General features: G+C 39.6%; 16 protein-coding genes. 7 read left to right on the top strand and 9 right to left on the bottom strand.

Features of this window, described 5'->3' with window-relative positions; genetic code table 11:
* Positions 1–21: 21 nt before the first annotated feature.
* Positions 22–7,116, top strand: a complete 7,095-nt coding sequence (locus SK086_RS11330; protein ID WP_324691741.1) for a T9SS type B sorting domain-containing protein — start codon at positions 22–24, stop codon at positions 7,114–7,116.
* A 37-nt stretch (positions 7,117–7,153) separates the two neighbouring features.
* Here the strand turns inward: SK086_RS11330 and SK086_RS11325 are convergent, their stop codons facing one another.
* Together SK086_RS11325 and SK086_RS11320 are read right to left on the bottom strand one after the other, a co-directional pair.
* Positions 7,154–7,504 carry a DUF1801 domain-containing protein gene (locus SK086_RS11325; protein ID WP_324691739.1) on the bottom strand — a complete coding sequence of 117 codons (351 nt, stop codon included), beginning with the start codon at positions 7,502–7,504 and terminating at the stop codon, positions 7,154–7,156.
* Positions 7,505–8,878 (bottom strand): M28 family peptidase, encoded by a 1,374-nt coding sequence (locus SK086_RS11320; protein ID WP_324691737.1) that lies wholly within the window; start codon positions 8,876–8,878, stop codon positions 7,505–7,507.
* An 86-nt stretch (positions 8,879–8,964) separates the two neighbouring features.
* Here SK086_RS11320 and SK086_RS11315 point away from each other — a divergent pair, with 86 nt between their 5' ends.
* Genes SK086_RS11315 through creD form a run of 5 tightly spaced genes read left to right on the top strand, consistent with a single transcriptional unit; the run spans position 8,965 to position 12,068 of the window.
* Positions 8,965–9,573, top strand: a complete 609-nt coding sequence (locus SK086_RS11315) for a hypothetical protein (protein WP_290873443.1) — start codon at positions 8,965–8,967, stop codon at positions 9,571–9,573.
* A gap of 1 nt (position 9,574) precedes the next feature.
* On the top strand, positions 9,575–9,871 hold the full coding sequence (locus SK086_RS11310) for a winged helix-turn-helix domain-containing protein (protein WP_324691735.1): 297 nt from the start codon (positions 9,575–9,577) through the stop codon (positions 9,869–9,871).
* A 54-nt stretch (positions 9,872–9,925) separates the two neighbouring features.
* On the top strand, positions 9,926–10,381 hold the full coding sequence (locus SK086_RS11305) for a hypothetical protein (RefSeq protein WP_324691733.1): 456 nt from the start codon (positions 9,926–9,928) through the stop codon (positions 10,379–10,381).
* A gap of 2 nt (positions 10,382–10,383) precedes the next feature.
* Entirely contained in the window at positions 10,384–10,701 is a 318-nt protein-coding gene (locus SK086_RS11300; protein WP_290873434.1) for a hypothetical protein, read from the top strand.
* Positions 10,702–10,712: 11 nt separating this feature from the next.
* Positions 10,713–12,068, top strand: a complete 1,356-nt coding sequence (creD, locus tag SK086_RS11295) for a cell envelope integrity protein CreD (RefSeq protein WP_324691732.1) — start codon at positions 10,713–10,715, stop codon at positions 12,066–12,068.
* A gap of 92 nt (positions 12,069–12,160) precedes the next feature.
* Here creD and SK086_RS11290 read toward each other — a convergent pair whose 3' ends face one another.
* The 7 genes from SK086_RS11290 to SK086_RS11260 form a co-directional block, all read right to left on the bottom strand.
* Entirely contained in the window at positions 12,161–13,204 is a 1,044-nt protein-coding gene (locus SK086_RS11290; RefSeq protein WP_324691731.1) for an o-succinylbenzoate synthase, read from the bottom strand.
* Between the two features lie 2 nt (positions 13,205–13,206).
* Positions 13,207–14,406: a hypothetical protein gene (locus SK086_RS11285; RefSeq protein ID WP_324691729.1), complete on the bottom strand. Its 1,200-nt coding sequence runs from the start codon at positions 14,404–14,406 to the stop codon at positions 13,207–13,209.
* 73 nt (positions 14,407–14,479) lie between these two features.
* Positions 14,480–15,157: a metal-dependent hydrolase gene (locus SK086_RS11280; RefSeq protein ID WP_324691727.1), complete on the bottom strand. Its 678-nt coding sequence runs from the start codon at positions 15,155–15,157 to the stop codon at positions 14,480–14,482.
* 18 nt (positions 15,158–15,175) lie between these two features.
* Positions 15,176–16,099 carry a 1,4-dihydroxy-2-naphthoate octaprenyltransferase gene (menA, locus tag SK086_RS11275; protein ID WP_324691725.1) on the bottom strand — a complete coding sequence of 308 codons (924 nt, stop codon included), beginning with the start codon at positions 16,097–16,099 and terminating at the stop codon, positions 15,176–15,178.
* 91 nt (positions 16,100–16,190) lie between these two features.
* The gene (locus SK086_RS11270) at positions 16,191–17,690 is read right to left on the bottom strand and encodes a PH domain-containing protein (RefSeq protein ID WP_324691723.1); all 1,500 of its coding nucleotides are present in this window, start codon (positions 17,688–17,690) and stop codon (positions 16,191–16,193) included.
* On the bottom strand, positions 17,690–18,205 hold the full coding sequence (locus SK086_RS11265) for a PH domain-containing protein (RefSeq protein WP_324691721.1): 516 nt from the start codon (positions 18,203–18,205) through the stop codon (positions 17,690–17,692). Before SK086_RS11265 ends, SK086_RS11270 begins: the two co-directional genes overlap by 1 nt.
* A 31-nt stretch (positions 18,206–18,236) precedes the next feature.
* Positions 18,237–19,079 (bottom strand): 1,4-dihydroxy-2-naphthoyl-CoA synthase, encoded by an 843-nt coding sequence (locus tag SK086_RS11260; protein WP_324691719.1) that lies wholly within the window; start codon positions 19,077–19,079, stop codon positions 18,237–18,239.
* 127 nt (positions 19,080–19,206) lie between these two features.
* On the opposite strand from SK086_RS11260, the gene SK086_RS11255 reads away from it, so the two are divergent.
* Positions 19,207–20,298: a C1 family peptidase gene (locus SK086_RS11255; RefSeq protein WP_324691717.1), complete on the top strand. Its 1,092-nt coding sequence runs from the start codon at positions 19,207–19,209 to the stop codon at positions 20,296–20,298.
* Positions 20,299–20,324: the final 26 nt, after the last annotated feature.

Raw genomic sequence — 20,324 nt, 5'->3', positions numbered from 1 at the left:
CTCGACCAAATACCACCCATTATGAAAAAAATTACAATTTTAATATTGACCTCATTGATGTCAATTTGTGGCTACTCACAAATGGCTTTGGAAGGATTCGAATCAACAACCGGTCCGGCTGCACTTCCTTCTACGACCTGGACTTTAGGAACGGGAAACTGGGCCGTTTTTGACAACGGAGTAGGAACCGTTCAGCGATGGGGAATCAACTCAACTGTGGTTACACCTCCAACACCTCCGATTGTTTATCAAGGCACTAATGCGGCCTATGTAAATCGTGAAAACATCGGGCAGAACAATACTTCCGAGGATTACTTGGCAACTCCATTGGTAACCATTCCTACGAATGGTCAGCTTCGTTTTTACACTCGAAGCTTTACCACGGGTAATCAAGGAACGCTTTATCAAATTAAGGTTGCTCCCGCTACTGCTTCACAAACCAATCCTGCAGCGTATACTTTAGTACAGCAATGGGACGAAACAACTTTAACGGCTACCTACAATATTTACGAAGAAAAGGTAGTGAGTCTTGCGGCTTATGCCGGACAACAAGTGTATGTGTCGTTTGTAAAAGTTTATACACAACCACTCGGAGTTTTGGACGGAGACCGTTGGTTGGTTGATAATGTTAGTATAGTTGAACAATGTTTAGACCCAACAAATTTGGGGGCTAATGCAATTACACAAACCTCTGCTAACTTAACTTGGACCAACACCAGTGGGGCTAACTCATGGGAGATTGAAGTATTGCCTTTTGCCAATACCCCAACCGGAACCGGAGTGGTGTACAACGGACTTCCTCCGTATACTGCTACTGCTACGGCAACGGGTGTAGCCTTTACACCAACTACCAACTACAAATATTACGTTCGTGCTTTGTGTGCCAACGGAGCCAGCAGTCAATGGGTAGGGCCATTTGCGTTTTCTACTTCTTCACCGGGGTTAAGTTGCAGCGCACCTATAGTGATACCGACATTGCCATACACAACAACAGACAATACCTCTAATTATAGTGATAATACTGCTATTGAAGGAATTCCCGGTACAAGCTGTGGTCCCACCAATAATTATCTAAACGGAAATGATGTAGTATACGCCTATACTGCTACTACTAATGGTGTAATCAATGTTAGTATGACACCAACCGCTACTTACTCTGGAATATTTGTTTATAATAGTTGTGCCAATATTGGTGTTAACTGTGTTGCAGGAGTTGGAAATTCCGGTACAGGTGTGCGAACATTCGATTTGACAGTTACCGCAGGTACTACCTATTACATAGTAATTTCAACTTGGGCTACTCCACAAACCACAGGCTATACTTTAACACTTCAAACCGTTAACTGTCCGCCGCCAACTACATTGGCAGCTTCAGGAATCACACAAACTTCTGCTAACTTGAGTTGGGCTAACCCAGGTGGAGCTACTTCTTGGGAAGTTGCTGTACAAACAGCAGGTTCAGCCATACCATCGGGATCAGGAGTACAAACAAATGTGAATACCAATTATCCGGCAATCGGATTAAATTCGGGTACCAATTACCAATTCTATGTCAGAGCCGACTGTGGTAACGGAACTTTTAGTGCTTGGACAGGACCATTCTTATTCACAACAGCAGCAAATTATTGTGCCGGTAATCATTTTTATGATACCGGAGGAGCCACCGGTACTTATAACAATAATGCTAACGTGACAACTGTAATTTGTCCCGGTACACCCGGAGATCAAGTTACTGTTGTTTTCAATACTTTCAATCTGGAAAGTGGTTTTGACTTTTTAAAAATTTACGACGGAAATAGTGCAACAGGAACCTTGTTAGGAAACTTTACCGGGACAACAATACCGCCATCATTTACCTCAAGTGCTGTTAATGGGTGTTTAACCTTTGTATTTACTTCCGATACTAGTTTGACTGCGGACGGTTGGGACGCCACTATCATTTGTGGACCACCTCCAACTTGTCCGAAACCAACAGCCGTAAACATTTCCAATATAGGACAAAATGGTGCTACAGTAAATTGGACGGAGGTCGGTACGGCAACTAGCTGGGAGGTAATCTGGTTACCGGCAGGTTCACCGGCGCCGACCGCAACTTCAACGGGAGCCATATCAAATACCAACTCTTATGTTATTAGCGGGTTAACTTCTGCTACTGCTTTTGATGTTTATGTTCGAGCCATCTGTAACCCTGCAGATATCAGTTTTTGGTCTAATAAAGCTTCCTTTACTACTTTAATCGCTAATGATGAATGTATAAATGCCGTTAATGTACCTGTCAATAGTACAACCACTTGTTCGTTGGTTACAGGAGGAAGTGTTCTAGGGGCAACCGCTTCAGCCCAAGGCAATACTTGTAACGGCACTGACGATGATGATGTATGGTTTAAGTTTACTGCTACCAGTACACAACATTTAATCTCCTTACTTAACGTAAGCGGAAGTACTACAGATCTGTATCATGTACTATACTCTGGAAATTGCGGAGCCTTAACACAATTGTACTGTAGCGATCCTAACAACAGTACAGCCAACAATTTAACAATTGGTCAAGTATATTATGTTAGAGTTTACTCCTATACCTCAACTACTGGACAAACCTCTACTTTTAATGTTTGTATTGGTACACCTGTTCCGCCACCTAACTGCATCAATAATCAACCGGCAGGAAATACTTGTCAAACTGCTACTCCAATTTGTAACCTTAACGGATATTGCGGAAGTACTTCTTCTACATACACTGCTGATTATTGGTCACAATTAAACAGTACTTTTTGTGGTTCTATTGAAAACAATTCGTTTTTGACTTTTGTGGCAACATCAACCACGATTTCATTTGATGTTTGGGTAACAAGTTCACAAGATAACAGCGGAATTCAAATTATGATTTTCAGTGCCAATAACTGTTCAGGTGCAGTAAACAATTTAACTTGCTGGAGTCCCGGAATTGTACCAAGCGGTTCAACCAATATCTCCGCCAATGGTTTGGTAGTTGGAAATACATACTATATTATGATAGATGGTTATGGAGGAGATGTTTGCGACTATGTAATTGCCGCTAATAGTGGTATACAAACACAAGTCAATACAACCGCCTCCGACACTGAAATCTGTTTGGGAGAAACCGTAACATTAAACTCAACAGGTGGAAACGGAAGTTATAATTGGACTACATCACCTGCTTCCACTGGCTTAAATGCTACAACCGGCGCTACGGTAAACTTTACGCCAACTACTGCAGGTACTTATACCATTACCGCAACTTCAACAGATGGCAATACCGTTTGTCCGCAAGACGTAACCGATAGCGTAACCATAGAGGTTAATGACAATATACCGCCTACATTTGACACTTTTGGCCCTTACTGTGAAGGAGCTACGGTAGCAATTCTACCAACAACCTCCAATAATGGTATCAACGGGACTTGGTCTCCTTCAGCGATTAACAATACCCAATCCGGTTCCTATACCTTTACTCCAGTGGCTAGTTCATGTGCTTCACCTCTGACTATTAATGTTACTATAAATACCAATATTACTCCAACTTTTACAACAATTGCTCCATTGTGTAACGGAGAAACAACTCCTATTTTACCATTGGTATCTAATAACAATATTAACGGGACTTGGTCGCCTTCAACTATCAACAACACACAATCGGGTACTTACACCTTTACACCGGATGCAAATCAATGTGCTTTGAGTGTAATCCAAAATGTAGTGGTAAACCAAATTATTACACCTACATTCTTGTCACCTGCACCAATTTGTAGTGGTGATTCAGCACCAACGTTACCAACTACCTCCTTAAATAACATTACAGGTACTTGGTCACCTGCTTTGGTAGATAATACACAAACAGCAACGTATACTTTCACACCGGATGCCGGTCAATGTGCCGATCCAACAACTTTGGTGGTTACGGTTTATCAAAATTGTTCCTTCGGAAGTTTTGCCAGCGCTACGTGGTTGACCAATTGTGAAGATAACAACTTCTTTAACACTGTTGGTTCAGGGACTTCTATCATCGGACCAGCTCAAAATATTTTCCCTAACACCGACTTCGGAACCTATTTAACCAATTCAGGATCCTTTAAATTGAGAGGTGGCGAAGTAAAAACTTTCAAAATTGCTACAGCTAATGTTTGTAGTGCCCGAATGAATTACCGCATTTATCCTGCCTCAGGAACACCTGGCGCTTTTACAGTTTTGAATTTACCTTTCTTCAACGATTGTATTTCAGGTTCATTCCCTAGCGGTGGTCCATGTAGTCCGGGTGATCAAAAATGGCAAATGGTTTTAAACGACAGTCAATCACCGGTTGATTTAACCGCTTTCCCTCCGGGAGATTATGTAATTGAAGTATACTACGATATTACCGGTGATGTCAATTCTACTACACAATGTGACGACACTGTTGTTATCAATAATAACGGAACTAACTTTATAGCTACTTATACACTTCAGGCTAATCCGACTTACACGGCTGTAAATCCTACTGATTGTAGTGCAGCAGACGGTAGTATAACTATTAGCGCTTTAGCTCCAAATACTACTTACGATTTCACTTATTCTTATAACAGTTCATCCGTTGGTCCAAACACAATCAGTACCGATGCTTCAGGAAATTATACAATGCCAGGGTTGAGCATAGGAAGCTATAACGGATTTACATTTGTAGCCAATGGTTGTAACATTAACACAACAAATACCATTACGTTAAACGCACAATCCAACGTATTGGTTTCAGGCACTAATCCGTTAACGTGTAACGGAACCAGTGGAACTATTGTTATCAACGGTCTTAATCCAAATCAGGCCTTGAGTGTAAGTTACACTGATGATACTGTTCCTGTTGGCCCACTGAATTTGACATCTGACAGCAACGGTCAAATCATCATAACAGGATTAAATGCCGGAATTTATGCTAACTTTAGTCTGGCAACCACTTACTGTACTTTTATTTCAAATCAGGTAATTACTTTAACCAATCCGAATGTACCTGTAGTAACGGTTAATAGCGAAACGATCTGTTTTAACCAAACTACGACGATAACTGCTACACCACAAACTCCGGGCAATTACATCTATTCATGGACTGTACCTTCCGGATTTGCCAATCCTGGTAATGTCGCAAGCTTTACCACCAATGTGGCCGGTACTTATACAGTAACGGTAACTCCAGTCGGTACCATTTTTTGTAACGGAAGTTTTGAAAACCCTGCTACTACCGGTGCTTTCCCTAATATGCTGAATGAAAGTGCTGTCCCTTGTTGGGAAACCAATGCATCTGACGGCATTTTAGAAGTATGGCCTCAAGGATTTGAAAGTTCAGTAGCTTACCAAGGCACACAATTAATTGAAATTAATGGCAATTCTACTGCCACTGTTTTCCAAGATTTTACGACTTATCCGGGTGCCGAATTGCAAATTTCATTCGCCCACAAAGGCCGTTGGGGTAATGATGTGGTTCGCGTAGAAATAGGCCCTGTTGGCGGACCTTACACTTCTTTAGGTCTGTTTAACGATGGTAACGCTGCTTGGGTATTCCATACTTTAACTTATACTGTTCCATCCTCAGGAGGTAGTAACTATTCCTTGCGATTTGTATCAGTATCAAGTTCAGGCGGAGATGCTACTGTGGGGAATCTTCTGGATGCGGTTAGTGTAACCTCAACAGAATGTTCTTCTACACCGGCTTCAGGAACTGTAACGCTAACACCGGCTGTTACCTTGACTTTAGATTCGGCTAACAACACGCAAAACGTTTGTATCAATACTGCCATTCAAAATATTTTGTACACCGCAACCAATGCTACTAATGTAACGGTAAGCGGATTACCTGCTGGAGTTAATGGTTCATACGACAATACTACCGGAGTGTTTATTCTTAGCGGAACACCTACGGCATCAGGTATTTTCAATTATACCGTAACTACTTCAGGTGGCTGTAATGTAGTGGTAGCCAATGGTACTATCAATGTAAATGCAACTGTTGCGGCTACTTTCAACAACATCGTTATTTGTCAAGGTGATGCAGTAAGCTTACCTGCAACTTCTATAGAAGGATTTAGCGGCACTTGGTCACCGTCGACAGTAAACAATACACAAACCGGCACTTATAACTTTACGCCGAATACCGGTCAGTGTGCCACAGGCGGTAGTTTAACGGTAACCGTAAATATGCCGAATTTACCAACATTTACAGCGGTTTCTCCTATCTGTAGCGGCGGTACTTTGAATGCTTTGCCAACCACTTCCAACAATACCATTAGCGGAACTTGGACACCGGCTTTAAACAATACGGCAACTACAACTTATACGTTCACTCCTACCGGCGGTCAATGTGCCAGCACAACTACTATGACTGTAGTGGTGAATCCTAATATAACACCTACTTTTACCTCTATTGGTCAATTGTGCATAGGCGAAAGTGCACCATCTTTACCAACTTCTTCATTAGAAGGAATTTCAGGAACTTGGACTCCGGCTGTAATAGACAATACGGTTTCGGGTACTTACAATTTTGTACCGAATGCCGGTCAATGTGCCACCAACGGTTCATTAGCCGTAACCGTTCAAAGTGGTTTCGATTTTGAAATTAGCGGCAGTTGTATCGGCAATAATTTCACATTGGAAGTTACCGCCGTTAACGACACCTTTAATACTGATAATGCCAGCTACGCTTGGTACAACAGTAACCTGCAATTGGTAGGATCAAATGCTACTACGTTCAATGTAACAGAATACTTATTTAGTTTGTCATCTGTACCAACTTTACCTATTACGTTCTCATTAACCGTGACTACTCCGGATGGTTGTTGGAGAAACGAGCCGATTACCTTAGATAGAATTTTCTGTGGTATCCAAAAAGGTATTTCAGTTAATAATGACGGTAAAAACGAGTTCTTCGATTTGCGTTTATTGGATGTGAAAAATTTAACTTTATTCAACCGTTACGGTATGAAAGTTTACAGCAAAAACCAATATAAAGACGAATGGAAAGGCCAATCAGACGATGGCGATGACCTTCCGGACGGAACGTATTATTATGTCATCGAATTCAACAACGGCAGCGAAGCCAAAACCGGTTGGATTTACAAAGCAAAAGAGAATTAAAAATAAAAAGTCCCGAATATGATTCGGGACTTTTTATTTAATATAATTTTTCGGCTTCCAAAATTACTTGTGTCAACACTTTGATGTCTATCGATTCTAAAGTATAATATCGCAACGATTTTATCGTATTTCTGCCGTTATCCGCTATTAAATGATCTAAGTGATTTTGTAATTGGAATCCTTTAGCAAAGCCTACATCTACATATTGCTTTTTGTGACTCGCATTCAAATAACAAAAAGGTTTTCTCTTGTAATAAAAATAAGGTATACCCCATTTGTACTCTAAAGTAGCTTCGGGCAAAGTTTGTTTCACCACATCAACTATACTAAGAAGAATATCTCTGTAATGAGATGGTTGATTGATGATATAATGTTCAGCGGGTTTCAATTAATCAATTCCGTATTGGTCAAACAAATACACCAAGGAAGCCATAGTGGCGGCGCCCAGTTCTAATTCTCGTTTATTAATGGCGTCAAAAGTATCGTTAGCCGCATGATGGTGGTCAAAATAACGTTGCGAGTCGGGACGCAAACCGGCTTTTACAATTTTCTCTGAAGTTAACGGATGAATGTCGGCACCCGTATAACCTTTTACAAAAAGATGGATCAAATAAGGTTCAAATAGCGGTACCCAGCTTTTGACTTTAGCAAAATTCGCATCATCACACTCTAAAGAAAAACCTCTCGGAGTAAAACCGCCCGCATCGCTTTCCACGGCAAAAATATGGTTCTCATTATTGCGTTTGGACTCCGCTTCATATTGTTTTCCACCTCTACCACCGTTCTCTTCATTCATATACAAAACCACACGAATCGTATTCTTAGGTTGGTAATTCAGTTTTTTAAAGAGTTCCAAAACCGCCATACTTTGCACACAACCGGCGCCGTCGTCGTGTGAACCATCGGCTAAATCCCAAGAATCCAAGTGACCGCTCACCACCATAATTTTCTCCGGATGAACCGAACCTTTAATTTCACCTATGACATTGTAGGACAGTACATCTTCGAAAAGTTGACAAGATTGTTTGAAGAAGAAAGTCAACTTCGGATTTTCTTTCAACTTTTTACTCAACAATTCCGCGCCATTGGTACTGATAGCGGCAGCAGGAATATATTGTGATTTTGGTAAACTGCCATAACTGGTGGCTCCGGTATGCGGAAAATCGTCTAATCTTAAATTCAGGGAACGCACTATGGTAGCAATGGCTCCGAATTTAGCCGCTTCGGCAGCACCGGCATATCTTTGATCGCCGCATCGACTGTAGGACAAAAAGGTATCAATATTGTCGGGTTCCATCGGACGGTTAAAAAAAACAATTTTCCCTTTGATATTGGCTTCGCCTAAAGTCTCTAATTCTTTTAAGCTGTGGACTTCAATCACCTCTGCTGTAATTCCCGATTTTGGCGTAGCTATCGATCCGCCTAAAGCGCAAATCGGTACCTTAATCTTAGTTTTAGCATCGATGATATAGGCGGTTTCCATGTCGCCTCTCACCCATTTGGGCACCATCACTTCTTGCAGAAATACGCGGTCCAACCCTAAAGCTTCCAGTTGTTGTTTGGTATAAAGCACTCCTTTTTGAGCACCTTCGGAACCTGATAAACGTTGGCCTACTTTATTGGATAAATCGTCTAACCACGAATAACATTGGGAATTCGTTAGAGCGGTTTTGTAAATCGATTGCAACATTTGTTCGTCATTAGATTGCGAAAAACCTAACGATGTCAATAATAACAAGCCACCGAAGAGCACTTTTTTCATGAGACTAATTTTTCTCAAAAATAATTGAAAAAACATTTGGTCACGGAAAAATATTTCATTTACTTTGTTTTTCAAAGTACTTTAAAATGGAAGCGAAAGATTATTTAAAAGACATACAAGACATCAAACAAATGATGGCGCAATCGACACAATTTATCTCCTTAAGCGGATTGTCGGGGATATTAGCCGGATTGTATGCTTTGTGTGGTGCTGTAGTCGTTAACTTTTTAATCGACAATCATCATGCTGAATTCATAACTTTAGAGAGCACTACTTTCAAACAGATCATAGCGGTAGCCATAGTAGTTTTGGTTTTGTCCTTAGTAACTGCCTATTTCTTAACCGCAAAGAAAGCTAAAAAAGTAGGTGAAAAAGTTTGGAATCCATCGTCAAAAAGACTGTTAATTAATTTTTGCATCCCGTTGTTCACCGGAGGTATTTTGGCCCTACTTTTATTGAGACACGGTGTATACGGGCTTATAGCACCTATTACATTGATATTTTACGGATTGGCTTGTGTTAATGCCAGTAAGTATACATTGCGTGATGTGCGCTACTTGGGAATCACCGAGATTATTTTGGGATTGATTGCCGTAGAATATTCCGGTTACGGCTTGTATGTATGGATAGTAGGATTCGGAATTTGTCATATCGTTTACGGCGCCGTGATGTATTATAAGTACGACAGAAATTAAGTTGAAAAACCTCATACAAAATATCAACAAAGCTTTTGATCACCGAATCCGTTTGGGGATTATGTCGGTATTGATGGTCAATGAGAGTGCCGATTTTAACATGCTCAAAGAATTATTGGGCGTAACCGATGGCAATTTGGCCAGTCATACCAAAGCGCTGGAAAACGAAAACTACATCATGATTGAAAAACAATTCATTGGTAAAAAACCAAATACACGCTACATCGCCACAGTTGCCGGGAAAAAAGCCTTTCAAGAACACATTGAAGCGCTTGAAAAATTAATACAGAAAAGTTAACGCTATTTTTTTATCTATTTACTTTGTATTTCAAAGTACTTTTAATTAAGAATTATGAGAGATTTAATCATCGAGAAAATGTACGAATGGAGCAAAAAGCCTTATCAAAAGTTTTTTAAAAAGAACGAACCCTGGCCCATAACTTCTAAAGAGTTAATTCGTTATCCGCCGGAGAGTTTAGGCTTTCACATGGGCTGTTTTTTATTGAAATACAATTTTGAAATCCAACCCAAATTGGAAGATCACGATGTATTTCATGTCCTAACCAATACCGGTGTTTCGGTAACAGAAGAAATAGGAATGCAATATTTTTTATTGGGTAACGGCAAGAGAAGCCCGTATCAGTTTGCTGTGATTGTTATCGGAACACTCTTCTACCCTATGCAATGGAAACGCTTCCATACCTTTTACCGACGCGGAAAATCGGCACATCAGTTTTACGATTTACCCTTTGAGAAAATGCTGTTACTGCCACTCAAAAACATTCAAAACACTTTTAATATCAAATAATTATGGAAACTACCTTAGAAAACAATGCTGAAAACGACAGCAAGTTTACCACGTACTTGGCTTTAGGTTCCTTTGGCGTAGGCTCTTTGCTGTTCTTCGCCTTTATGCTTCATCCTAATCCAACTCTAATCTACATCGGAATTTGCTATGTGATATGCGCGTTATTGGTAAACACCGTTGCTTTTATCAGTCTGATAATTGAGCTACTGCTTCATTGGGACAACCGAGAACAAATTGCCATCAAAATGCTCATCATGTTAGCCAATCTTCCAATCGCCTTTTTATACCTCAACATTATATTTAATTACAGTCACTTTTAAAAATCAACCTCATGGAAAATCAAGAAAATCAAGGCAACGAGCCAAAATCATTTTTACAATCCAATACCGCCAAAATGATTATGGTGGGATTATTAACCCTCTTTTTACTCATTCCGCTTCTGTTTGTGCAAGATTTGATTCGGGAACGCTCTGAGCGAAAAAACGAAGTTGACCAAGAAATTGCTACACTTTGGGGAAGCGACGTCACGTTCTACGGACCTATACTCCGAATTCCGTATCAAACGTATGAAAACTATAACGTCACCGATACCAAAACCGGCGCGACTACAATTCAGAAACGGGCTTTCACACAATATGCCTACTTCTTTCCGAATGAACTGAACAACGTTTCCGAGGTAAAGAAAAACGAATCGCTAAAACGCGGCATCTTCAATCCGATAGTCTTTACGGCAAATATGAAGTTCAATGGAAGTTTTACTGCGCCTAATTTTGCCAAACTCAACATTCCGACAGAAAATGTACAATGGGACAAAGCGGCTGTTTTGGTGAGAACGACCAACTTAAAAAGCATCAAAAGCGAGTTGTCTATCAAGCTCAACAACGAAAAACTGCTATTTGAACCACAGCCGGAAGACAAAACCGACTACAGTATTTTAGCCACGACCTTATTTAATTATACCAATTTGGCAGCGGGAAAACCGATACAGTTTCACTTCGATATTCAGTACAACGGCAGCAACAGCATCAACTTTATTCCGATTGGGAAAATCACAAAGGTTTCCATGAACTCCGATTGGGAATCGCCCAGTTTAGAAGGTTCATTTGCCGCTAATGATGCGACCAAAGTAGTCAACAAAGACGGGTTTCACGCCGATTGGAAAATACTCGATATCAACCGAACTTTTAGCCAACAATACGCGGCTTCTTTACCCAATTTAGACGATTATAAATTCGGCGTCAAATTAATTGATACAGTAGACGAATACCAACAAAACGAACGCGTGTCTAAATACGGCTTTTTGGTCATTGGCTTGACCTTTCTGATTTTCTTTCTGATCCAGTCGGTGAGCAAAATCAACATTCACATTTTCCAATATTCTATGATTGGAATCGCACTCATCATGTTTTACACTTTGCTCATTTCAATTACGGAACACAGTAGCTTTAGTTTGGCTTACGCGATAGCCGGAACGGCAGTTATTACGATGATTACGCTCTACTCAATATCGATTTTAAAGAACCGAAAATTCGCGCTGTTTATAGCCGCCGCACTGACGGTTTTGTACAGCTTCATTTATGTGATTATTCAAATGGAAGATTATGCGCTGTTGGTAGGAAGTATAGGCTTATTTTTAATCCTCGGAGCCGTGATGTATTTCTCTCGAAAAATTGATTGGGGAAAATAAAACTCTGTGAATCTCATTTTTTCTCCGTGAATCTCTGTGTAACTAAAAAATGTGACTGAGATTCACGGAGTATTTTTTTTGATTCGAAGCGATTAAAGTTGGTCCAAATCAAATGCCCACTCGAGTTCATTTCGATACCAAAGTTGGCCTTGGGCAACTTGTAACGGACTTTCAAAATTGTTAGTATACAAAGCGCCCGTTCCTAAACCTTGCGGCATTGGATTATTTTGTAAATAGGTAAACTGGGCAATCGCATTCAAACCGATATTGCTTTCCAAAGCCGAAGTTATCCACCAACCGATTTGGTATTTTTCGGCCAAGGCAATCCATTCGGAAGTACCTCGAAATCCACCAATAAAACTCGGCTTCAAAATGATGTATTGCGGACGAACTTTTTGCAGTAACGCTTCTTTATCAGCCAAAGAAAAAACGCCTATGAGTTCTTCGTCTAAAGCAATGGGTAATTGGGTGTTTTTACAGAGAACTGACATCATGTCAGTCTTGTTTTTTTGTATTGGTTGCTCTATACTATGAATTTGAAAACCAGTTATTTGATTGATTTTATCTAAAGCTTCATTTTCAAAAAAAGCACCGTTTGCATCAACCCGAATCTCCATAGTTTCCGCATCGAAATTTTGACGAATAAAGCGTAATAACGCCTTCTCTTTTTCAAAATCTATGGCGCCGATTTTCATTTTGATACAACGAAAACCCTGTTCAATTTTCTCCTCAATTTGACGTTTCATAAACGCTTCATCACCCATCCAAACCAATCCGTTTATCGCTATAGAAGCAGCTCCGGAAGTAAATTTTGAAGGTAACAAAACGAATGGATTTTCACTTTGCAACGATAAAAAAGCCATTTCTACTCCAAACTGAATTGAAGGAAATTCCATTAATTCCTCCCATAATTTTTCAGCACCGAGATGAATATTGTCGCAAACCCATTGTAATTTTTCTTCATAATCCGGTCGGTCATCTGCCGAGAGTCCGCGTAAAATTCCGCACTCGCCTATGCCCTTTTTCCCGTTTTCTTCCAAGACCAAAAACCACGTTTCTTTATCGGTTAAAACACCGCGTGACGTTCCGGATGGTTGTTTAAAATGCAGTATGTATTTATGATAGGTTGCTTTCATCTTTAGTCTAAAAGGCGTAAAATCTTTTTAAAATCGGAAGTATCAAATCCGTTTTTTTCGAATTGTTGGAAATCGGATTTAGTTTGTTCAGCCCAGCTTTTCCCATCAGATAAATGATTGTTTTGGTATTTTATATGTAGGTCTTTCGCCTCACTCAATTGATTGGTAAACAAATAAACATGTGCCAATTGCAATTGGTAATTCAACGCTGTTTTATCCAAACTAACCGCTTTCAAATAAGCTTCTTCCGCCTTAACAAATTGCTTAGACGACAAATACAAACTACCTAACAAGCCGTAATCAGCGGCCGTGGCTCTTTTTTTCTCGATAATTTCTTTTTGAATGGTTAGAATTGCTTCAGGCGTTTTGGTGCTGAAACGAAGTTGTTGTGCTTCTTTGCGCAGACTTTCCAAATAACTATTGAGTTGCCCTGATTTGACCAAACTCTCTTCCGAAGCCGTTTCCATCGCTTTTACTTTCTCTGCAGTCAATAGTTTTTGGTACTCGGCATAATTGTATTTCTTAGTAAACAACTCTAAAAATGTTCCGAACCACAAGTCTTTATTCGCTACTTTTAAAGCGATATCCGACTGCTGAATCGTTTTCAAAAGTTCTTTTTTGGCTTGAGTCGACCAGCCGCTTTTTAAACTATTATCTACCCAAGGCACTACTTCTAAGACAATTTTTTGCTTCATTACCCAATTGTCACTTTCAAAGGCAAACCAAAGGTTTTTAGGGGTAGCCGACAAACATTTGGAATCTTCAGACAAAAGTTTAGCTGCTTTATTTACCGGTTCTTCTTGAGCAAAACAGGCATTTTTAACAGCCCCGGATTTTTCAAATTGTAAAGCATCGGTTTCGTTGGCAAAAACATAAAACCTACACTTGTCTTCGCCTGTAATGGTGGAAAGCAAAAAAACCGCTCCCGCTGTCCCTTGACTAATGCCGCTCGGATCCGGAATTGCTTTTAAGAGCGAGACCAAACTCGAACTGATTTTTTGATTGTCGTCCAGTAGTGAAATGCGAAAAACCATTTCTGTAGTTCCTGCAGGAAAATCGGCCGACTTGATAGCTTTGCGCTTTCCGGCCTCTACAATAATGGTTTCGTTGGTGGTGCGAACATTATCCCAATAACCCTCGCTATTTTGAGCAAATAAAACAGCTGTAAAGAACAAACAGAATGTGGTAAGATAAAATTTCATGGTATTTTTTTTCGTTTAAAAAACAAGAAGAGTGCCAAAAAATGACACTCTCGTTTTAGAAGATTACTTTGAATTATAGCTGAATACTTTCACCGATAGCCAACAACATCAAATCTTTTCCGGCGTCGAAGAATTGCTTCTTAGCTTCCTCATGATTGATGACGATGTAACCGAAAGTATCGTAATGACAACCCAATACCTTATCACAATCAACGAAATCAGCCGCTAAAATGGCGTCTTCTACGTCCATAGTAAAATTGCTTCCAATAGGTAAAATGGCCAAGTCTAATTTAGTACGCATCGGAATCAACTTCATGTCCATGGTTAAGGCTGTATCGCCTGAAATATAGATGTTTTTGTGTTCGCCTTCGATCACAAAACCACCAGGATTACCGCCATAAGAACCGTCGGGAAACGAGCTGGAATGGATAGCCGAAACATATTTCACTTTACCGAAATCAAATATCCAACTACCACCGTGATTCATCGGATGGTTTTGAAACCCTTTATTACCGTAATAAGAGGCAATTTCCCAATTGGACACGATAATTGAATTGTTGTTTTTGGCAATGGTTTCTACATCTAAAATATGGTCTTGGTGTGCGTGTGTTAGTAAGATATAATCCGCTTTTAAAGCATTCACATCAATATGAGCAGCATTTGGATTTCCGGAGATAAACGGATCAACAATAAGATGTTTACCTGCGATTTCTATGCCGATGGTTGCGTGACCGTAAAAGGTAATTTTCATAACTGTACAATATTTTTATTAAACGTAATTCACTACGACATCTGAAATGAAGAAAATAAGGCACAATGCCAACAATACCGCCAGTAAAAATGTACTGATGGCTAATTTTTTCAATTCAGGATCTAAGAACTTCGGGTTTTGGTTTCGGTAAACTGTGATTAAATGGCTAATCATGGGGAAATAAGCCACTACAAAGATGTATTGATCGAAATGGAAGTCGTTTAAAAAGGCAAAAACCAAAACCAAAATCATGGCTGAAATCACCAAAAAATAATGGTATTTCTTGGCTGCAGCACCACCCATTTTCACCACTAAAGTATTCTTTCCCGATTTTCTGTCACTGGCTTCGTCACGCATGTTGTTTAAGTTTAAAACGCCAACGCTTAAAAAACCAATCGCAATAGCCGGCAATAATAACAACCAATCAATGCTTTTGGAAAACATAAAATACACGCCAAAAGTACTTACCAAACCGAAGAAGACAAACACAAACACATCGCCGAAACCTCGGTAACCGTAAGCGCCTTTTCCAACCGTATAACGAATAGCCGAAGCGATAGCTAATATTCCCAACACAAAGAAGATAAACGAGTAAAGCAAATAATGGTCTTTAAACGCGAAGTAAATCAGCAATACGGCAAACAACAAGGTAATTGCGGAAGTCAGCACCATCGCTTTCTTCATGGCAGCCGGAGAAATGACACCGCTTTGAATGGCGCGCATAGGTCCAACGCGATCCTGATTGTCCGTTCCTTTGATACCGTCACCGTAATCGTTGGCAAAATTGGACAATATTTGCAAGCCTAAAGTGGTCAATAAAGCAAAAACGACAATATTCCAATTGAACATGCCTTGCGACATAGCATAAAAACTCCCAACGATTATACCGGACACTGATAGCGGTAACGTTCTGACTCTGGCGGCTTCAACCCAATGTTTCATAATAATTTTAAATATTAAATTTTAAATATTAGATGTGATTTATACCTAATCATCATATTTGATATTTCAAATCTGAAATCTAATATTATGGCTACATCCAATTACTGTTTGAGGTTTCTATTTCATACAACCAACGGTTGACATATTCGTTTATTTGGTCGAATTGTCCCAAATGAAACGTAATGTTTCCACCCGCCGTGTGCATGGTTAACGAACCTATATTTAAACTCTTATGCCAAAACAATTGTGAGGTTGTAATGGCTTGTATTTTATCGATTTGTATTATTTCTTGGTCTACATCCCAAGCGCCGCTTTGTTTGATGATGTGCTTGTCTGCTACAAACAGTCTGTAATTTCTATACCCGAAAAACAAGAGCGTTGTCATCAACAAAGCATAAATCCATGCGCCGGTTTGGTATTCCAAAACCTCCGGAGAAACAAATTTCCCCAGTGTAAAATAAGCGGTTAAAGGTAGGATTATTATCAGGAATACCGAAAAAATGAGTCGGCGAAAATTGGGCAACATCATAACACCTTTTAGAGGCAATTCGTGAAACAACAACTTTAAAATTTCATCGCGTTCAGCAGTGTTACAACCCGGAATTTCAATGAGTGATTTGCTGTCTTTTTTCCCATCGCTTATGGCTTGACGGATTTTGATTTCGAGCACATTCAGCTTTCGTTGGAAATAATTTTCAGAAACCTTAACTATTTGAACCTTTTCAGGTTTCAAGATGGTACTTTGAGTAGAAATCAAACCGTAAGTCAACATCAAAGAGCCTTTTTGTTTTGTCACCGTATAGTCGAAAAACTTGATTAATGTCCGAACGACATTGATAACAAAAATGACAGTAAACATCATTAAAACAAAAACCAACATTGTGTACAGCAACGAATAGCCATCAACCAAACCTTTGATGCGATCCGTATCTACCAAATCTTCGGCACCGGCTTGGTGTAGATTTTCGTATATGGTAAAGAAAAAGGTCAAGATCAAACCGATGCTTTTCACATAATTCGAAGTAAATCCGATTTTGAGCAAACTCACCAAATTGATTTTTAAGAACGGAGCTGTTGTTTGAACTGCTTGAGCAACTTCAGCCTCGGCTTGATCGATTACCGCTTTGCCTTCGTTTTCCAATAACTTCGATTTTAAGGCCAATGCCAAAGTATGTGATATAGCTTTGATGTTACCTTCTTTTTGATCACTTCCGGCGGTATCAACATCCATAGCATACACGCCAATCAGGCGTTGGATAAAATTCTGCTTGATATTCACCTGCTGAATTTTGTGCAATTGGATTGCCGTCTTGGTTTTGTTGATGATGCCATCATTAATAACAAACTCATCGTTATCGGCATCGATATAAAAAGTAAAGTTTCGGTATTTTAAAAAAGAATAGACGCCAAAATAAACCATTATAGCAAGAGCAATCAGAAGCCCAATCCAAACCGATTTATCTTCGGCTTTCAATAAAGTAATCACTATAATCGGCCAAATATTCTTCACTAAGACAAAAATCATCTCCAGAAAAATCACCAAAACTCCGATAGCGGATTGGCGTTGCGGCTGATTAAAATTGACTTCCATTACAATTGCTTTTGAATTTTACCCATCAACAATTGTTTGATATTTTCGGCTTCTTCTTTGGCAATTCCCGGGATTTCCAAATCACTCGACATGCCGCCAGCGGTAAAGATTTCAATTTTAGCCAACCCGAAAAAGCGCGCTATCCAACCTTCGTGAAGTGCCACGTGCTGGACTCTATTGTACGGAATCACCATGGTATTGGTTGCAATGATACCACTGCGAAAAATCACATCATGAGTCCTAAAAGCGTAGGCTTTTTTCTTGTAGGTGATATTGGTAATCAAAAACAGTAAAACAACAAAAACTATAAAACCGGTTGCAGCAATCCAGCGGTAATCGATAAATTCTTCGATAAAAATCAGCGCCGAAACTAAGGCAATGGTCAGCACTAAAACCAACAATCCTCTGGCTACCAACAATTCTTTCCAATAATTCGGATGCAAAGCAGTCAATGGCACCGCTTCATACCTAGGCAATTGCGTAGTGTCGATTTTTTCGTTTGTAAAGTCTGTCATAAGTGAATGCGATTTTACTTTAGAGCGCTATTTACGGAATCCATTTGTTCTTTCCGAAGTTCGGCTTTCTTTTCTCCAAAAAGGCATTTCTTCCTTCTATGGCTTCGTCAGTCATATACGCCAAACGCGTGGCTTCTCCGGCAAACACTTGTTGTCCAACCATACCATCGTCGGTTAAATTCATGGCGAATTTCAACATTTTGATAGACGTTGGTGATTTTTCTAAAATTTCCTGCGCCCATTGATAAGCAGTCGTTTCTAATTCATCATGTGGAATTACGGCATTCACCATTCCCATCTCAAAAGCGTCTTGTGCCGAGTAATTTCTACCTAAAAAGAAGATTTCACGGGCTTTCTTTTGACCCACCATTTTGGCCAAATACGCCGAACCGTAGCCGCCGTCAAAACTAGTCACATCGGCATCGGTTTGTTTGAAAATAGCATGTTCTTTACTGGCCAGCGTTAAGTCGCAAACCACATGTAAACTATGTCCACCGCCAACAGCCCAACCCGGAACTACAGCAATAACCACTTTGGGCATAAAGCGAATTAAGCGCTGCACTTCTAAAATATTCAAACGATGGTAACCATCTTCGCCTACATAACCTTGATGACCGCGTGCTTTTTGATCGCCGCCGCTGCAAAACGACCAAATACCGTCTTTAGTACTAGGACCTTCAGCCGAAAGCAATACTACGCCGATAGAAGTATCTTCCATAGCATCGTAAAACGCATTGTATAATTCACTAGTGGTTTTAGGGCGAAAAGCATTGCGAACATTAGGACGATTGAAAGCTATACGCGCAACACCGTCGCATTTTTTATAAGTGATATCTTCGTATTCTTTGGCCGTAACCCATTGGATGGTACTCATAATAAAACTAGCTGTATTTAATTTTTCATTTAATTAGTTAAAAATAATAGTTAGCCGAGGAAAACCATTATTTTAGCGTAAAAATAAATCATTTTTCGGGTTTAACCTCATTACTAAACATATTCTTATGAATAAAACTTTTATAGCTGTTTCAGCATTATTTATGACTTTAACTGCTTTTTCTCAAAAGTATGAATTTCATATTATTAAGGAGATAAAATGCACTCCTGTTACGGCACAACAAAATACCGGAACTTGTTGGAGTTTTTCATCGACTTCGTTTTTAGAAGCGGAAATTATTCGCAAAACCGGCACTACAGTCGATTTATCTGAGATGTACACCGTAAGAAACATTTACCTTGACAAAGCCGAAAATTATGTTATGCGTCAAGGAAAAGCACAATTTGGCGAAGGCGGTTTGAATCACGATGTAATGAACAGTGCCTTAAAATACGGATTAACCACACAATCGGAATATTTGGGAAAAATTGAAGCAAACGGAAAATATGATCATTCTCAGATGGTGACAGAACTTGAAGAAATTGTAAAAAAAGCGGTCGCACTTACCCCAAAAGGTTACCCAAATTGGAAATCGGATTATAATACTGTCCTCGATAAATACATGGGTAAAATCGAAGGTGTAAAGACCATAACTGCTGAAATTTTAAACCGAGATTTCAAGTTGAACTTAAACGACTACATCACTATCACATCCTTTAAACACCAACCATATTACACTAAATTCATCTTAAACATCCCTGATAATTTCTCCAACGGGTATTTTTACAATCTGACTTTAGATGAATTTGTTCAAAATATTGACAATGCATTAGATAAAGGCTATACAGTTGCTCTAGACAGTGATGTTAGTGAAACGACTTTTTCGGCAAAAACTGGTATAGCTGTTATTCCGCAGAACGAGACTGACATCACCTCTATCTTAACCGAAATCAAACCTGAGAAAGTAATCACACCGGAATTCCGCCAAGCCGAGTTTGAGAATTACAATACCATGGATGATCATTTGATGCACATTGTAGGTAAGGCCAAAGACCAAAAAGGGAATGTTTATTATAAAGTTAAAAACTCTTGGGGTGCCACATCCGGTAGAGACGGCTTTATCTACATGAGTGTTGCCTATTTACGATTGAAAGCCATTTCGGTATTACTACATAAAGATGCCTTGACTGCACCAACTAAAAAAGCCTTAGGGTTATAAAAAAAGGAAGCTGACAGCTTCCTTTT

Origin of the sequence: Flavobacterium cheonhonense (genome assembly GCF_035671315.1) — a bacterium.
Lineage (GTDB): Bacteria > Bacteroidota > Bacteroidia > Flavobacteriales > Flavobacteriaceae > Flavobacterium > Flavobacterium cheonhonense.
The sequence above is the reverse complement of the archived record's forward strand: the minus strand, read 5'-3'. Positions and strand labels throughout refer to the sequence as shown.

Excerpts from the sequence above, each read along its gene's own strand:
- SK086_RS11330 (WP_324691741.1), top strand. The coding sequence starts at position 22 with ATGAAAAAAATTACAATTTTAATATTGACCTCATTGATGTCAATTTGT.
- SK086_RS11320 (WP_324691737.1), bottom strand. The coding sequence starts at position 8,878 with ATGAAAAAAGTGCTCTTCGGTGGCTTGTTATTATTGACATCGTTAGGT.
- SK086_RS11315 (WP_290873443.1), top strand. The coding sequence starts at position 8,965 with ATGGAAGCGAAAGATTATTTAAAAGACATACAAGACATCAAACAAATG.
- SK086_RS11305 (WP_324691733.1), top strand. The coding sequence starts at position 9,926 with ATGAGAGATTTAATCATCGAGAAAATGTACGAATGGAGCAAAAAGCCT.
- SK086_RS11300 (WP_290873434.1), top strand. The coding sequence starts at position 10,384 with ATGGAAACTACCTTAGAAAACAATGCTGAAAACGACAGCAAGTTTACC.
- creD (WP_324691732.1), top strand. The coding sequence starts at position 10,713 with ATGGAAAATCAAGAAAATCAAGGCAACGAGCCAAAATCATTTTTACAA.
- SK086_RS11290 (WP_324691731.1), bottom strand. The coding sequence starts at position 13,204 with ATGAAAGCAACCTATCATAAATACATACTGCATTTTAAACAACCATCC.
- SK086_RS11285 (WP_324691729.1), bottom strand. The coding sequence starts at position 14,406 with ATGAAATTTTATCTTACCACATTCTGTTTGTTCTTTACAGCTGTTTTA.
- SK086_RS11280 (WP_324691727.1), bottom strand. The coding sequence starts at position 15,157 with ATGAAAATTACCTTTTACGGTCACGCAACCATCGGCATAGAAATCGCA.
- menA (WP_324691725.1), bottom strand. The coding sequence starts at position 16,099 with ATGAAACATTGGGTTGAAGCCGCCAGAGTCAGAACGTTACCGCTATCA.
- SK086_RS11270 (WP_324691723.1), bottom strand. The coding sequence starts at position 17,690 with ATGGAAGTCAATTTTAATCAGCCGCAACGCCAATCCGCTATCGGAGTT.
- SK086_RS11265 (WP_324691721.1), bottom strand. The coding sequence starts at position 18,205 with ATGACAGACTTTACAAACGAAAAAATCGACACTACGCAATTGCCTAGG.
- SK086_RS11260 (WP_324691719.1), bottom strand. The coding sequence starts at position 19,079 with ATGAGTACCATCCAATGGGTTACGGCCAAAGAATACGAAGATATCACT.
- SK086_RS11255 (WP_324691717.1), top strand. The coding sequence starts at position 19,207 with ATGAATAAAACTTTTATAGCTGTTTCAGCATTATTTATGACTTTAACT.